Source organism: Acinetobacter sp. V104_13, assembly GCF_031798995.1.
GTDB classification, from domain to species: domain Bacteria; phylum Pseudomonadota; class Gammaproteobacteria; order Pseudomonadales; family Moraxellaceae; genus Acinetobacter; species Acinetobacter pittii.
On record NZ_JAVQNP010000027.1, the window covers coordinates 106455 to 122345 of the forward strand.

16 protein-coding genes are annotated in these 15891 nt (G+C 37.0%); 3 read left to right on the forward strand and 13 right to left on the reverse strand.

Translation table 11 applies throughout. The features are described 5' to 3' along the window. Positions 1 to 383: 383 nt before the first annotated feature. Positions 384 to 839: a hypothetical protein gene (locus RMB06_RS13240; RefSeq protein WP_002113876.1), complete on the reverse strand. Its 456-nt coding sequence runs from the start codon at positions 837 to 839 to the stop codon at positions 384 to 386. 186 nt (positions 840 to 1025) lie between these two features. Further along, positions 1026 to 1460, reverse strand: a complete 435-nt coding sequence (locus tag RMB06_RS13245; RefSeq protein WP_311079851.1) for a GFA family protein — start codon at positions 1458 to 1460, stop codon at positions 1026 to 1028. Between the two features lie 200 nt (positions 1461 to 1660). Between RMB06_RS13245 and RMB06_RS13250 the strand changes: the two genes are divergently transcribed. Beyond that, positions 1661 to 3250 (forward strand): phospholipase D family protein, encoded by a 1590-nt coding sequence (locus RMB06_RS13250; RefSeq protein WP_311079853.1) that lies wholly within the window; start codon positions 1661 to 1663, stop codon positions 3248 to 3250. A 17-nt stretch (positions 3251 to 3267) separates the two neighbouring features. On the opposite strand, the gene RMB06_RS13255 is transcribed toward RMB06_RS13250, so the two are convergent. From RMB06_RS13255 to adeR, 3 genes are all read right to left on the reverse strand, one after another. Continuing rightward, entirely contained in the window at positions 3268 to 3855 is a 588-nt protein-coding gene (locus RMB06_RS13255; RefSeq protein ID WP_311079855.1) for a uracil-DNA glycosylase family protein, read from the reverse strand. Positions 3856 to 3974: 119 nt separating this feature from the next. Next, entirely contained in the window at positions 3975 to 5039 is a 1065-nt protein-coding gene (gene adeS / locus RMB06_RS13260; RefSeq protein ID WP_311079856.1) for a two-component sensor histidine kinase AdeS, read from the reverse strand. Continuing rightward, on the reverse strand, positions 5029 to 5760 hold the full coding sequence (gene adeR / locus RMB06_RS13265; RefSeq protein WP_311079858.1) for an efflux system response regulator transcription factor AdeR: 732 nt from the start codon (positions 5758 to 5760) through the stop codon (positions 5029 to 5031). Before adeR ends, adeS begins: the two co-directional genes overlap by 11 nt. 143 nt (positions 5761 to 5903) lie before the next feature. Between adeR and RMB06_RS13270 the strand changes: the two genes are divergently transcribed. Together RMB06_RS13270 and RMB06_RS13275 are read left to right on the forward strand one after the other, a co-directional pair. After that, a complete protein-coding gene (locus tag RMB06_RS13270) occupies positions 5904 to 7070 on the forward strand; it encodes an efflux RND transporter periplasmic adaptor subunit (RefSeq protein ID WP_311079860.1) in 1167 nt (388 codons plus the stop codon). Beyond that, entirely contained in the window at positions 7067 to 10162 is a 3096-nt protein-coding gene (locus RMB06_RS13275) for an efflux RND transporter permease subunit (RefSeq protein WP_311079861.1), read from the forward strand. The genes RMB06_RS13270 and RMB06_RS13275 overlap by 4 nt, the downstream gene beginning before the upstream one ends. 92 nt (positions 10163 to 10254) lie before the next feature. Here RMB06_RS13275 and RMB06_RS13280 read toward each other — a convergent pair whose 3' ends face one another. The 8 genes from RMB06_RS13280 to pqqA form a co-directional block, all read right to left on the reverse strand. Then, entirely contained in the window at positions 10255 to 10491 is a 237-nt protein-coding gene (locus tag RMB06_RS13280; RefSeq protein WP_069140449.1) for a hypothetical protein, read from the reverse strand. 252 nt (positions 10492 to 10743) lie between these two features. Next, positions 10744 to 10920: a hypothetical protein gene (locus tag RMB06_RS13285; RefSeq protein WP_213074774.1), complete on the reverse strand. Its 177-nt coding sequence runs from the start codon at positions 10918 to 10920 to the stop codon at positions 10744 to 10746. Between the two features lie 579 nt (positions 10921 to 11499). Next, on the reverse strand, positions 11500 to 12552 hold the full coding sequence (locus tag RMB06_RS13290) for a dipeptidase (protein WP_311079862.1): 1053 nt from the start codon (positions 12550 to 12552) through the stop codon (positions 11500 to 11502). A gap of 18 nt (positions 12553 to 12570) precedes the next feature. Further along, positions 12571 to 13725 (reverse strand): pyrroloquinoline quinone biosynthesis protein PqqE, encoded by a 1155-nt coding sequence (pqqE, locus tag RMB06_RS13295; RefSeq protein ID WP_311079863.1) that lies wholly within the window; start codon positions 13723 to 13725, stop codon positions 12571 to 12573. Beyond that, entirely contained in the window at positions 13722 to 14006 is a 285-nt protein-coding gene (gene pqqD / locus RMB06_RS13300; RefSeq protein ID WP_004792407.1) for a pyrroloquinoline quinone biosynthesis peptide chaperone PqqD, read from the reverse strand. Before pqqD ends, pqqE begins: the two co-directional genes overlap by 4 nt. Then, positions 14003 to 14761, reverse strand: coding sequence for a pyrroloquinoline-quinone synthase PqqC (gene pqqC, locus RMB06_RS13305; RefSeq protein ID WP_002113690.1), 759 nt, complete (start codon positions 14759 to 14761; stop codon positions 14003 to 14005). The genes pqqD and pqqC overlap by 4 nt, the downstream gene beginning before the upstream one ends. A gap of 8 nt (positions 14762 to 14769) precedes the next feature. Next, entirely contained in the window at positions 14770 to 15681 is a 912-nt protein-coding gene (pqqB, locus tag RMB06_RS13310) for a pyrroloquinoline quinone biosynthesis protein PqqB (RefSeq protein WP_311079866.1), read from the reverse strand. A 74-nt stretch (positions 15682 to 15755) separates the two neighbouring features. Continuing rightward, positions 15756 to 15830 (reverse strand): pyrroloquinoline quinone precursor peptide PqqA, encoded by a 75-nt coding sequence (gene pqqA, locus RMB06_RS13315; RefSeq protein WP_001982218.1) that lies wholly within the window; start codon positions 15828 to 15830, stop codon positions 15756 to 15758. Positions 15831 to 15891 lie beyond the last annotated feature (61 nt).

A 15891-nucleotide genomic window follows, 5' to 3' on the forward strand; every position in this document is an offset into this window, starting at 1 on the left:
TCCTTATAAAAAACCAACTCATTAGTAAGTTCTTTATGAATGCAGTTCGCTTATTTTGATGAGTTTTCCTCTTTAGCTTTATCCTCCTTGTGTTTACAGCAGTAACCGAAAACAGCCCCAGCACCAAAGAAAAACATAGCTTTGAACATACTTATCTCCAAACGATAGTTAAGTAAATTTAAAATTAACATTGAAGGTTGTATCTGTTTTTAGGCCAATGAGACTGATTCTGTGCCTTATGCAAACTTTTGTGAAAAGTTATAACAATATATTTTTTATGAATAAGGTGGGTAAAATTAAAAAACCGCCCCAGTAGGCGGTTGCTGAATTTACAGCGAGATATAGAAGTGTAGTGGACGAGCACTTCTATATTTTTTATGTACTTATTTTTCTTGGCTTATAATTTTATTAAAGGCATCTGATTTGAAATAATTAATGATCATCTCTCCATCATCTTGTGTAGAAGATGATACTTTGGGTGGTTCCTCATAATTAAACTTAAAGTCTGGAGGAATAAATTTTGAGATCGGAGGAAGCTTCGCCTCACCTCCTGTCGTAATTCTTTCGATAAAACCTGCGAGCCAAAGTATATATTCGTCTTTATTTTTATATTTAGGCATAAGGCTCATGTCTAACTTAATGGCACACTCCTCTAAGGGCTTGGTTAGGCATTCCTCAAAATCTATAAAATTGTATTTAAGTTTAAATTTGGTGCCTTTAATTTCATTACGAATTACACCAACTAATTGATTTAAGTTTTCTGCCGAGCTTTCTGAAAATAAATTTTTGTCCTCAATCTTTTTATATACATTCTCAGCGATGATTAAATATTGTGGCATCTCTATTTTCTCCCTTTTATTATTAAGCTACTCACTCAGCCCTTTAAGGAAGTATGATAGATATCATGTTTTCTAATGTAATTGTTATACTGCCAATTGTAATTAGTGTGTTTTTGTGAAACCTGCAAGCATAACCATCCGAAAAAACTAAATTTAATGCAAACTAAGTCTCATTTTAAAATTTCTCTAATCGAACAATATGTTTAGTTTATTTAAAGTTGGAAGTTCATCGTAAGATTCATCTGCATCTACTGTGTTTACCCAATTTGACTTTGAAACGATACAAAAATTAAGCTTTTTTAGCACAACAATATCTTGGTCTAACAGGCCTAATGGAATCCACATAAAATCAGTAGTGCCTACCAAGTTAGGTACTGGTGAGCCACATTGACTGCAAAATGAAGATGTAAAGCCTGTTTCTTTTTTATAGGTACGGACAAGTTCTAAACCTGATAACCATTCAAATTTATCCTTATTTACTAATGTTGCTGCATTTGCCCCCGTTCCAGTTTGTTTACGGCAGAGACTACAGTGGCAGTGATAGACCGTGTTTATTTTCTTAGTAACTGAAAATTTGACTTCATTGCATAGACAAGAACCCAAGTAACTCATCTCAAGCATCCTTAAAAAATAATATTGAATATAGCATTAGGCATAAAAGGGTTAAATTTAACTTTATATTTTTTAATTGATATGTTTTCTAAGAAGTGCCAATAAATATAAGGAATTGCTAGCGTTGAGGCTTGGCAGAATGTATTTATAACGTTTAATATGAATTTTGACATATAAATTGAATATAAAAATGCTGAGATGTGTTTATCTTGGATGCGACTTTAAAAGCTTACATGATTAATCAAATTTATCAGCAGTATAGTAGTATGGCATTAAATGCTTGGGGCTTTACACATACACCTTCGTATAACGGTACATACGACCCTGATGAGAATGATATAGTGACGAATAGCTTTAATTGGTTGAATGATGAGCAAGCTACAAAAAAAACAGAACAAGGACTGACTGCTTTTGTGGCATTAGATGATGCCTTTATCAGTATTGCTTCTCGTATGTATCTGATTAGAAATGCAAAAGAAAAAATCGATTTACAATATTATATTTGGACCAATGATTTTGTTGGAAACTTAATGCTGCACGAGTTACTAACGGCGGCAGATCGTGGCGTAAAAATCCGCTTACTTATTGATGATCAAAATGGAGTAAAGCTGGATGGAGTTCTTAGAAGCCTTCTCCACCACCCCAATTTTGAAATTCGATTGTTTAATCCATACAAGTTTAGATATTTAAGAATTTTAGACTATATTTTTCGGTTCAAAAAAGTAAACCATCGCATGCATAATAAGTTAATTATTGCAGATGGTGTGATTGCGGTAACAGGCGGTCGAAATATTAGTAGTGAATATTTTGACGCAAGTAGTAAGTTTCAGTTTACAGATCTAGATATTTTATTTTATGGACATACCGTACAACATGCACAGTCTGTCTTTAATGATTTTTGGCAAAGTGATTTAAGTCAAAATGCTACTGAGCTGGTGGGAACATGTGCTGTCCACCATTTGCAAACACTAAGGCAGCACTACCATGATTTAATTCATGAAAGTGAAAATCATACTCAAACTGAAGATAAGCTTTACGATGCTCAAAGCTATTTAAAAGAACTTTTAGAGCACTATCCAATCCAGTGGTCAAAAGCATATTTTGTTGCTGATTCACCAAAAAAGATCTTAGGACTAGCTTCTAAAGAAGAGATGCTTTATGGGCAAGTTATGGCCATTATGGGTGAACCAAAGCAGCATATTGAATTAGCTTCTGCTTATTTTGTTCCTACCCAACAAGGCACTTACTATTTAAAACAACTCAAGGTACAAGGTGTTAAAGTCAGGGTTTTAACCAACTCTTTTGCTGCAAATGACGTAGCAATTGTGCATGCCTTTTATAGTCAATATCGAGTTGAAATGCTCAAAAGTGGTGTAGAACTATTTGAGTTTAAGCCCTTTTTAGAACGCAGACGCAGAACTTGGTATGAAGTGGTAACTGGAAGTGTGATCCCTGCAAAAGGTAAAAATAAATCAAGCTTACATGCCAAGTTTTTTGATGTAGACGGTAAAGTATTTATTGGTTCTTTTAACTTTGATCCGCGTTCGACTTACTTAAATACTGAGGTCGGTCTGGTTATTGAGTCGAGTCAATTACAAGCGCAAATTTCAGTCATGCTCGATCAGCACTTACCTCAAGTTGCTTACCAGCTTAAGTTAAATAGTGAAGGCAAAATTGTTTGGTTAGATTATCAGTCGGATGGAAAGATTGTTGAATATGAAAAAGACCCAGATACGAGCCTTTTCCAACGTACCATGATTAAAGCTGTTTCATATCTACCAGTTGAATGGATGATGTAACAGCATTTCAAGTTTATTTATAAAATGCCAATCTCGTTAAAGAATTTTTGATAAGCCTCTGCTTTCTTCTCTAGCGCTAATGGATATGCTCTAGAAGAAGATGGTAGACGGTATAAATTAATATTTCGTCCTGCAAAGTAAGTCGAGGTAGACATTCCTATAAGCGGTTTTTCGGTGTGTTCTGGTAAAACTGAAATTAAAATATCAGTCGCTTTATCGCCTGTGGTCATAATGGTTTGACATAGAGGAATCTGCTGAAGTAAAACTGCAAGATCTGTTGGCGTTACTATTTCAAGAAATTTATCTGCGGCATTCCCTTTCAACCGCTTAATTTGATAAGCGGTATCAAAGATTGCAATACCAGTTTCAATCAAGAAGTTTCGAATACGTTCTTCATTAAAATTTTTTTGGCTTTCACTTAAAAAGTAAGTTTTGTCTTGGAAAAAGATTAAACCGAAAATACGCCACATATCATTTTGGAAATTAGGATAGTAAAAATCCATCTTCCATTTATTACGTGGCGGTGGAAAACTGCCTAACATTAATAAACGGGCATTTTCAGGTAAAAATGGCTCAAGTGGATGGGTTTCTATCTCAATTATCATAAAAAATCAGTATTTACTTAAAAATTTTATAAACAAATTAACCTATTTTTTAGTTAATCACGAGTCATGAAATGCAATTTCTCTTAATTAAAGCGTTAAAGGTTGTACAAAAGCGATCATTATTGGGGAATGCTTATTCTAAAAATACTATGTGAATATTGATTTAAATAATCGACTTGACCTTTATGGGCAATGACAAGAGCTTGTACAACCGAAAGACCTAACCCAGTGCCGCCTAACTCTTTATTTCTTGATTGTTCTAACCTGAAAAAAGGGTTAAATAAATCTTTGCGATGCTCAGCTGAAATGCCAGGTCCTTCATCTTCTATTTCAAGAATCCAGTTAGTTTGTTCTTGTCTCGTTGAAACAATTAACTTTCCCGGATTTGCATAACGTGTAGCGTTATCCAGTAAAGCAATTAAAATCTGTTCAAATCGCCGTTGATCACACTCAACTTTTGGCGCTTTAATGTCGAAAATGACTTTAAGCTGAGCTTTTTCTAATTTTTCTTCAAACATGTGCACGACTTTATGAGCAGTTTCATTAAAACAAATCATTTCGAGGTTAAGTCTAAGCTGTTGGTTTTCAAAAAGACTCAATGTACGTAAATCTTCGACTAGGTTTGAAAGACCTTCTACTTGATTCAGTAAGTTTTTAAATAAAATAGGGTCAGCTTCAAAAACACCATCAATAATCCCCTGCAACCTACCTTGCAAAATGGTGACTGGCGTTCTTAACTCATGTGCAATTGCGGCATTCCAGACATGAGCATTTTCAACTGAAGTCTCTAGTTTTTGTGCCATATCATTAAAATTATCCATAAGCTCACCAATTTCAGAAGAATGATGCGCCGGTTTTTCAACTCGTGCGCTTAAATCTCCATGACTAATTTTCTTGGCTGCATCTGCTAATAGATTAATAGGCACGATAAAGCGTTGAGCAAGCTTGATGCCTAAAATAATTGATAATGCTGTGCCAAACAAAAGCACGGCGAATAACCATATACCATCTAGATAGTGGAAAAACTCATCACTTTCTTTCAGCTTTTCGAGAGATATAAGCCCTACTTCAATTGCAACATAGTAGGTGCCATAACCTAAAATTAGCGAACTCAGTGTAACACTTAGGCTGGTAAAGCTCAGTGCAATAATCAGTTGTTTACTAATGCCCGTTTTATTTTTCATGTGGATGATCCAACCTGTAGCCTACACCACGAACATTGATGAGCATATTTCGTAAACCCAGATCTTCTATTTTCTTTCGCAGCTTACTGACGTGGCTATCGACCGTACGTTCTAATGCATCTCGATCTGGTAGACACTGATTCATGAGCTCTGAACGAGTAAAGACTTTATGAGGTTGCGGTAACATCAGTAATAAAATTTTGTACTCAGTTAGAGTTAAATTGAGTGTTTGTTTTTGATCGCCCGAATGGATGTAAGCAGTATGAATTTCGGTATTCACCTCAATATTTTTATAAATCAGATTTCGGTTGGGAGTTTGCTGGTTTTGTTGAGTACGTCTTAGTACTGCTTGTACACGTGCGACCACTTCATTTGGGTTAAAGGGTTTTACGACAAAGTCGTCTGCTCCAATTCTTAAAGCCATGACTTTATCAATTTCTTGATCTAAAGCCGTAAGCATAATGACTGGTGTTGCTGCTTTTTGCCGAATTTTATTCAGTACTTCCCACCCGCTCAGTTCCGGCATTTTTATATCGAGAATCACCAGATCAATAGGTTGCGCTGCGTGTATTTCAATTGCCTGCTTACCATTCATGGCCCGTACAACACGCATACCTTCACGCTTAAGATAATGTTCAATAATATCGCCAATATCATACTCATCTTCTACCACAAGAATAAGCTTATCCTGACAATTAAACGTAAAGGTTGACTCGAACATAGCAATAAGACGCGGGAAAAATTTGATTTATCATACGCGTATTTTTTGATAGATCTCCACACTTTTTCCACATATTCGTGATTTTGGTTACACACACATCAAAAATAATGCCAGTATCTAGAAGTCCATTAGGTGTTATAAAAGTGCAAAAGCATTTTTTAGTTCCATTCGTTTTATCTTTCGGTCTTGTATTACATGGCTGTGGCAATGAACAAGTAAGTGATCAAACACAAGTATCTACGGCTAAGGTTACCGTTATTTCAATTCAACCGCAGTCTATTAACTTTAGTGAAAATCTACCGGCGCGCGTTCAAGCTTTCAGAACTGCCGAAATTCGTCCTCAAGTTGGCGGTATTATCGAAAAAGTTTTATTCGCTCAGGGTAGTGAAGTTAAAGCTGGACAACCTCTATACAAAATAAACTCAGAAACATTTGAGGCTGATGTAAATAGTAATCGAGCGGGTTTAAATAAAGCTGAAGCAGAAGTAAACCGCTTAAAAATACAACTTGAGCGCTACCAGCAACTTTTACCAAGTAATGCGATTAGTAAGCAAGAAGTAAGTAATGTCGAAGCGCAATATCGACAAGCGATTGCAGATGTTGCTCAAATGAAAGCATTATTAGCTCGACAAAATCTTAATTTACAGTATGCGACAGTGCGAGCACCGATTTCCGGACGTATTGGTAAATCATTCGTAACAGAAGGCGCTTTGGTTAGTCAGGCTGATAGCAATACTATGGCGACTATTCAACAAATTGACCGCGTTTATGTCGATGTAAAGCAATCTATTGGAGAATATGAGCGCTTACAAGCAGCTCTACAAAGTGGTGAGTTATCTGCCAACAATCAAAAAGCTGTACAGATTTTGAATAGTTTGGGACAGCCTTATAACGTTACAGCAAAAATGCTGTTTGAAGATATTAATGTGGACCCTGAAACTGGAGATGTCACCATCCGTATTGAAGTGGCCAATCCTGAAAGAAAATTACTGCCAGGTATGTATGTCCGCGTTAATATTGAGCGTGCTTCGGTTCCTCAGGCCTTACTCGTGCCAGAACAAGCTATTCAGCGCAATATGAATGGCGATCCTCAAGTTTATGTAGTGAATGCCAAAGGTGGCGCAGATATTCGCTCAATAGAATTAGGGCAACAATATGAGCAGTTTTATCTCATCAATAAAGGGCTGAAAGCAGGCGACAAAGTTGTTGTTGAAGGTATAGAGCGTATTCAGCCCAACCAAAAACTGGAAATTTCAGCATGGAAAGCGGCTTCAACAGAAAATACGGTGAAGCAAGGAGATGCTAAATGATGTCTCAATTCTTTATTCGCCGTCCTGTTTTTGCATGGGTAATTGCAATTTTTATTATTCTATTTGGTGTGCTGAGTATTCCAAAGCTACCCATTGCACGCTTTCCGAGTGTCGCTCCACCCGAAGTGAACATTACAGCAAGTTATCCTGGCGCTACTCCCAAAACGATTAATGATAGTGTGATTACCCTCATTGAACGGGAAATGTCAGGAGTAAAAAACTTACTCTACTATAGTGCTACAACGGATTCTTCAGGAACCGCTGAAATTACCGCGACATTTAAACCCGGTACCGATGTGGATATGGCACAAGTCGACGTACAAAATAAAATTAAAGCGGTTGAAGCACGCTTACCCCAAGTCGTCCGCCAACAAGGCTTAGCTGTAGAGGCATCTTCCTCAGGCTTTTTAATGCTTGTTGGTTTAAACTCACCTAACCATCGTTATTCAGAAGTCGATTTGAGTGATTATCTGGTTCGTAATGTGGTCGAAGAGCTTAAACGTGTTGAAGGTGTCGGAAAAATTCAGTCATTCGGTGCTGAAAAAGCGATGCGAATTTGGGTAGATCCAAATAAATTAGTTTCTTATGGTCTATCGATTAGTGATGTAAATAATGCGATTCGTAACAATAATATCGATATTGCACCAGGACGACTTGGTGATCGCCCTCTAGTTAATGGTCAATTAATTACTATACCTTTATCCGCTCAAGGACAGCTTGAAAATGTAGAGCAGTTCAAAAATATTAGTCTAAAGAGCAATATTAGTGGTGCCACTATTAAGTTGTCGGATGTAGCCGATGTAGAAATGGGTGCTCAGTCATATAATTTTGCGATTTTAGAAAATGGTAAACCTGCAACAGCTGCAGCTATTCAGTTGAGCCCTGGTGCAAATGCAGTAAAAACAGCAGATGCGGTAAAACAGAAACTCGAAGAGCTAAAAGTAAATTTACCTGAAGGCATGCAATTTAGCATTCCTTACGATACTGCTCCTTTTGTTAAAATTTCGATAGAAAAGGTAGTTCATACATTAATTGAAGCCATGGTTTTGGTCTTCATTGTGATGTATTTATTTCTTCATAATGTTCGCTATACCTTAATTCCTGCGATTGTTGCTCCAATTGCTCTGCTTGGTACGTTTACCATCATGCTTTTAACAGGTTACTCAATTAATGTGTTAACCATGTTCGGCATGGTGCTTGCGATCGGGATTATTGTCGATGACGCGATTGTAGTTGTTGAGAATGTAGAACGAATTATGGCAACCGAAGGTCTATCGCCTAAAGAAGCGACTTCCAAAGCCATGACAGAGATTACCAGCCCGATTATTGGTATTACTTTGGTACTAGCAGCCGTATTTTTACCAATGGCCTTAGCAAGTGGTTCAGTCGGTATTATTTACCGCCAATTTACCATTACGATGTCAGTCTCAATTTTATTCTCGGCATTTTTAGCTTTAACGCTCACCCCTGCACTTTGTGCAACCTTATTAAAACCAGTTGTTGCAAATCATCAAAAGAAAGGTTTTTATGCATGGTTTGATCGTAGCTTTGATAAAGTCACAAAAAAATATGAAGCGATTTTACTTAAAGTCATTAAACATACTATTCCGACTTTAATTATTTTTGTGGTGATTACAGGTTTAACTTTTGCAGGTATGAAATATTGGCCAACTGCTTTTATGCCCGAGGAAGATCAAGGCTGGTTTTTAACGTCGTTCCAATTACCTTCAGATGCGACTGCTGAACGTACGACAAAAATTGTGAAAGATTTTGAAAACCATTTAAATGAGCAGTCGGATGTTAAAAGCAATATTTCAATTATGGGTTGGGGTTTTAGTGGCGCGGGTCAAAACGTTGCACTCGCTTTTACAACCTTAAAAGATTTTGGTGAGCGTGATAAATCTACTACTGACTATACCAACTTCATAAATGCTGAAATGGCAAACAGTAAAGAAGGTACAACTATGTCTGTACTTCCTCCAGCAATTGATGAATTGGGTACATCTTCAGGCTTTAGTTTGCGTTTACAAGACAAAGCAAATTTAGGAATGCCTGCTTTAATTTCGGCCCAAGAAAAGCTCATGGAAATGGCGGCCCAAAACAAAAAGTTTTATATGGTTTACCCAGAAGGTTTACCTCAAGGTGACAATATTAGCTTGAAAATCGACCGCGAGAAATTAAACACTCTAGGAGTAAGCTTTGCTTCTGTTTCAGATATTATTTCGACCTCAATGGGATCGATGTATATCAATGATTTTCCAAATCAAGGCAGAATGCAGCAAGTTATTGTTCAAGCCAATGCAAAATCACGAATGCATTTAAAAGATATCTTGAGTTTAAAGGTTGCAGGCGCAAACGGACAACTGGTGTCTTTATCTGAGGTCGTGATTCCTCTGTGGAATAAGTTGCCGCAGCAATATAACCGCTACAATGGCCGACCATCATTAAGTATCGCTGGAGTGCCTAACATAGGGGTATCTTCAGGTGATGCGATGCGAGAAATGGAAAAGCTGATTGCCAAACTTCCTCAAGGTATTGGTTATGAGTGGACAGGTATTTCATTACAAGAAAAGCAATCTGAATCTCAAATGGTATTCCTTATTGCTTTATCGATGTTAGTCGTGTTTTTAGTTTTAGCTGCACTTTATGAAAGTTGGTCAATTCCGTTATCTGTCATGCTTGTTGTTCCTTTAGGCATCTTTGGTGCGGTAATGGCCATTATGTTAAGAGGAATGCCAAACGATATTTTCTTCAAAATTGGTCTTATCACTATTATTGGTTTATCTGCCAAAAATGCGATCTTAATTGTTGAGTTCGCAAAGATGCTCAAAGAAGAAGGCATGACTTTAATTGAAGCAGCCGTTGCAGCAGCAAAGTTACGCCTACGCCCAATTTTGATGACTTCCCTTGCCTTTACCTGTGGTGTTATCCCATTGGTCATTGCAACTGGAGCAAGTTCGGAAACTCAGCATGCATTAGGTACAGGAGTATTTGGAGGCATGATATCTGCCACCATCTTAGCCATCTTTTTTGTTCCTGTGTTCTTTATTTTTGTGTTGGGAGCCGCAGAGAAACTATTTTCAAAAAAGTAAATTAATTCTTAGTTAAATACATTGAGGCGAAACGTATCTATGTTTCGCCTCAATGACTTAGAAATATGAAAAGTCTACTGACAGGAAAACGATTAAGAATTAAGTACTTTAAAGACTTTACCTGTTCTTGGATGAGCAAAGGTATTATCTGGATCTAAATTGATGACTTTATCCGAAATCACAATTTTAGAAAGTGGTAACCAGCTCTGTTCCAGTTCAACGTCTATAAAGTTTTTTTCATTGATATTTTCATAAATTTGTTCGACAACGATTTCCATACCACACATACTTTTAGCATTCACTTCTTTTAAGATATGGCGTTTTGACATACTAGTCTCCATTTTTTTATTATCCGCATCGACAATAATAAAGACTCCACTGATACAATATGTAAATTTTAATAATGAAAGTGTTTTCTTTGTTCTAATCATATTTTTGTAATAATTAAATGAATAGTTGAGTGATTATTTAATTTAAATATTATTTTTAAGTTAATCTATTCAATGTAAATATTACTTATTAAAAAATTTACTTTTAATTAAATAAAAAGGGTTCATTAATTGAACCCTTTTTATTTAATTCTAAACTTGTACTGCGTTATCCAGCGAACCATCATCTTTATTTTTAGCAGTGTCTTTACTAATCAATGAGCCTGTATCACTATCTGTGGTAAAGCTTTTGCTATTTTTTTGCTTTTTCTTGTACATACACATCCCAATCGCGATACCTGTTCCCAATACTATAATTGACTTTAACATTTTGCACCTCTTCGATTAACGGAGTAACTTTTGAGAAATTAGCTTAAATTAATAGCATAAAATTTGTTATTTAACGGCTTTCATTTGCTCCGCTTTTGTAAGGTGTTTATTTTTTATGTTAATTGAAGAGAAAAATAATCCCGAAAAATAAATTTTGATACAAAGCAAAAAGCCTATTCTAAAAAAGAATAGGCTTTTCACTGTATTTCAGGATTAAGCAGTATTATGAATCGCTTTATGCAATCTTATTATCTTTAAAAATACATTACAAATGTATTTAATGCTGAACTTTTAGTCAAGATGGGATTGAGGGTTTTTACCAATAATTAGTGATTATTGTGATGACTGTCACGTTTATATAATTAGGATAAGAAAAAACCCATTTCTACTTCTCATAAAGAAATGGGTGATGTGAAAACCACAAAAGACCTGAAATACCAAATGTTCTTACATTCAGTAAGGTTGAGTGTAGTGAATATACCGAATGGTTGACAATTAAACTATTTGTATTTTTTTTAGTCATTTCGGCCAATAAAAAAATAGTTATGATTCTGTAGATTAACTCTATTTAGTCATTCATTATTGACCAAAAATTCTATAAAGCACCCTCACCCAATTATTAAGACATATATTTTCAATCAGTGTTTTTGAATAACCACGCTGTTGCATACGTTCAATTAAGCGATGTAGGCCTGTTACATCTTCAAGTTCAGTACCTATAAGTGCACCATCGAAGTCCGAACCAAAACCTACATGTTCTTCGCCCAAATGATCCATTAAATATTCTAAATGTTCCAAAATTACATCAATCGATGTATCTGTATTTCGTTGTCCATCTGACCGTAAAAAAGCGACATCGAAATTTACCCCCACCATCCCTTTACTTTCCCTTATTGCTTTGAGTTGTGGGTCAGTTAAGTTGCGAGCTTGAGGACATAAAGCATGTGAATTAGAGTGTGTTGCTACAATTGGCTGCTGCAATATATCTACAGTATTCCAAAAAGCTTTCTCATTCATATGTGAAACATCAATCACCATTTTTTTATTTGCACAGCGTCTTATAAAATGTTTGCCATCACTCGTGAGACCTGCTCCAGTGTCAGGTGAGTGCGGAAACTTAGCATTTAAACCATGTCCAAAACGGCTAGGTCTATTCCAGAGTGGGCCAATACTACGCAAGCCTCTTTCATAAAATACATCGAGTAAATCAGGATTTTGTTGTAAAGCTTCTGCACCTTCCATATGCAATACAATTGCTAGCTTTTTCTCTGCTCTGCAATCTTGAATATCTTGAACCGAGGTGCAAATTTTAATATTTTTAGAATACTGAGCAAGTTGGTGAGCTAAATCAAGTTGTTCCAAGCAAATTTGTTCAATTTGCTGTTGCGTAAAATCAGAAGCATTCTGATCAAATAATTTATTGGAATGATGCTGTTGCACATAGCTATATGGCGGTAAAAAAATCGCAAACATTCCACCAATAAAACCAGCTTCTTGACAGCGTTTTAAATCAAGATGGCCCACTAAACGTTCATGAACAAAAGCATGTACAGGATCTGGATGGTCACTTAGCCATAAGCGTGTTAATGCATCATTATGTCCATCAAAAACTGGAATATGGCGAGGCTTCATGAGTATTCCTGTTAATTGCTATATGTCTGTAATTGTGTGGACTAGAATATTTTGTGCGGTGCTTAAGGATTTAGAGTTTCTACTATTACGGAATACTAAATTTTGCAAAGGTGCAGCCAATTGACTTTCTGTCCGCGCTTGTTCAATCATTTGATGATACGGCGATTTCCCACATACAGGATCAGCATTAGCCGCATCTCCAGTCAACATATAGGCCTGACAACGACATCCGCCAAAATCACGATCTTTATCGGGACAGCTACGGCACCCTTCTGGCATCCATGCATCGCCACGGAAATGATTAAATCCAGTTGATTTGTACCAAATATCTGACAATTTATGTTCGCGGACGTTTGGAAACGAAATGGGCAGTTGTCGTGCTGCATGGCAAGGTAGCGCCATACCATCTGGAGCAACCGTAAAGAAGATTTTACCCCAGCCATTCATACAGGCTTTTGGTCGTTCTTCATAATAATCAGGCACTACAAAAATAAGTTTGCAAGGGTGATTTTGCGCTTTTAATTTTTCTCGATATTCATTGGTAATCCGTTCAGCTCGTGTCAGTTGCTCTTGTGTAGGTAATAAACCTTGGCGGTTTAAAAAAGCCCAGCCGTAAAACTGACAAATTGCCAACTCGACTGTATCGGCATTCAGCTCAAGGCAAAGTTCAATGATTTGTTCAATCTGGTCAATGTTATGTCTATGAATAACAAAGTTAAGCACCATTGGGTAATCGTATTTCTTAACCAACCGGCACATTTCATACTTTTGTTCAAAAGCATGTTTTGAACCTGCCAAGGCATCATTCACCACAGGGTCGCTAGCTTGAAAGCTCACTTGAATGTGGTCTAGACCCGCTTGTTTTAGATCGGCAATACGTTGTTCAGTAAGGCCCATACCAGAGGTAATGAGGTTGGTATAAAACCCTTGTTGATGAGCATGTGCAACGAGTTGTTCTAAATCTTGACGTACCAGTGGTTCACCGCCAGAGAAGCCAAGTTGAACAGCACCCATCTGACGTGCTTGATCAAAAACGTCAAACCACTCTTGAGTGGTTAGTTCATTTTTATGCTGAGCGTAGTCTAATGGGTTTGAGCAATATGGGCATTGTAGCGGACAACGATAAGTTAACTCCGCTAATAACCATAAAGGCAGGCCAACACCTTCTGTCATACTAAATCAATCCAGTGTTGCTGCTTTGCGACCAGCATGTAATCCACTACATCCTGATCAATCTCAGCAATATCACCAAATTTTTGCTTTAACTGAGCAATAATTGCAGAAACATTTTGCTGCCCATCAATATATTGTCCAATTGCCCCTGCACTTTCATTTAATTTGATCATGCCTTCAGGATATAAAATCACAAAACCATTTTGAGCTGGCTCGAACTGAAAACGGTAACCTTGTCGCCATGTTGGCACAAGGTTTAAATCAAACTGCTCTTTATTCATTTAAATAGTCCTTTGTGCCAAACTCGTTTGCTTGTCACGCTGTGATATGGTGCTTCATTGTGAACATATGCCAAAGTTAAAGCATCTAAAATGCTCCATAAAATATCCAGCTTAAACTGTAATATTTCCAGCATTCGTTCTTGTTGCTCAAAAGTTGTAAATGAATCAAGCGTAATTGTTAAACCATGTTCAACATCACGGCGTGCCTGACTTAAACGAGAACGAAAATACTCATAGCCTTTATCATCAATCCATGGGTAATGTTGTGGCCATGAATCAAGACGTGATTGATGAATTTGAGGAGCAAAAAGTTCTGTTAAAGAACTGCTTGCTGCTTCACGCCATGAAGCACGACGTGCAAAGTTCACATATGCATCTACTGCGAAACGTACACCCGGCAAAACTAATTCTTCGGAAATAACTTGTTCACGACTCAAGCCCACAGCTTCGGCTAAGCGTAGCCATGCTTCTCGACCACCGCCATCTGGATATTCACCATCTTGATCGATCATACGTTGAATCCATTCTTGACGCACACGTTGATCAGGACAATTTGCCATGATTGCGGCATCTTTGAGCGGAATATTGATCTGATAGTAGTAGCGGTTTGCAACCCAAGCCTGAATTTGTTGCTGGGTCGCTTTACCTTCATACATCATCACATGAAATGGATGATAGATATGATAATACTGACCTTTATCGATAATGGCTTGTTTAAATTGTTCTGTTGTTAAAGCTTCAGGTGTTTGAGTCATGTTTCACCTTAGAGTTCAATCTGCATGCCATCATAGGCAACTTCTACACCATTTGCTTTTAGTTCGGCAAATTGAGCGGAGTCTTCATTTAAAATTGGATTGGTATTGTTAATATGAATCAGCACTTTTTTAGGTGTACTCAACTGGTTTAAATAAGACAATGAACCACCTTCGCCACTAATATATAAATGTCCCATTTCACGGCCAGTTTTAGTTCCAACCCCTGTTTGTTGCATTTCATCATCTGTCCAAAGCGTACCATCAATCATGACGCAGTCTGAACTCTGCATAATCTGCATGATTTGATCGTCAATTTTTCCAAGACCCGGTGCATAGAATAACTGCTTTTGTGTTTTATGATCTTTGATAATTAAAGCGATATTGTCGCCGTCATGTGGGTCATTTCGATGCGGTGAATATGGTGGAGCTGCACTTTTAATAATTAAAGGCAAAAATTCTAAATTTTCGAAACCATCAATTTTAAAGGCTTGTTTAGGATTAATTTCATTATATTGAAGACCACCATTCCAGTGTTTAAGCATATTAAATACTGGAAAGCCACTCGTTAAATCTTGGTGGACCATTTCTGTACACCATACATTCATTGGACAACCTTCACGTAAGGTTAAGAGCCCAGTGGTATGGTCTAACTGACTATCCATTAAAATAACGCTTGTTATTCCTGTATCACGTAATTTACGTGCTGGTTGAGCTGCTTTAAATTCGAAGAGTTGCTGACGGATATCAGGTGACGCGTTTAATAAAACCCAGTCTGTTCCATTTTCAGAAACAGCAATCGATGATTGAGTACGGGCTTTGGCTTGGATTGTACCTGTGCGCACACCATCACAATTCGGGCAATTACAATTCCACTGCGGGAACCCGCCTCCGGCAGCTGAACCTAAAACATAAATATACATAAAATTAATATCTTATTAGAAAGAGATAAGCCCTAGAACAAGACTAGGGCTTATGACATATTTGACGAAACTGATTAACGTGCTTCAAAGTACATTGTAACTTCAAAACCAATGCGTAAATCAGTAAAAGCTGGTTTAGTCCATTGCATAAATTATCTCCGGTTCATATTAATCTTATGAAATGAATCACTTGATTAAGATTTATAAGGC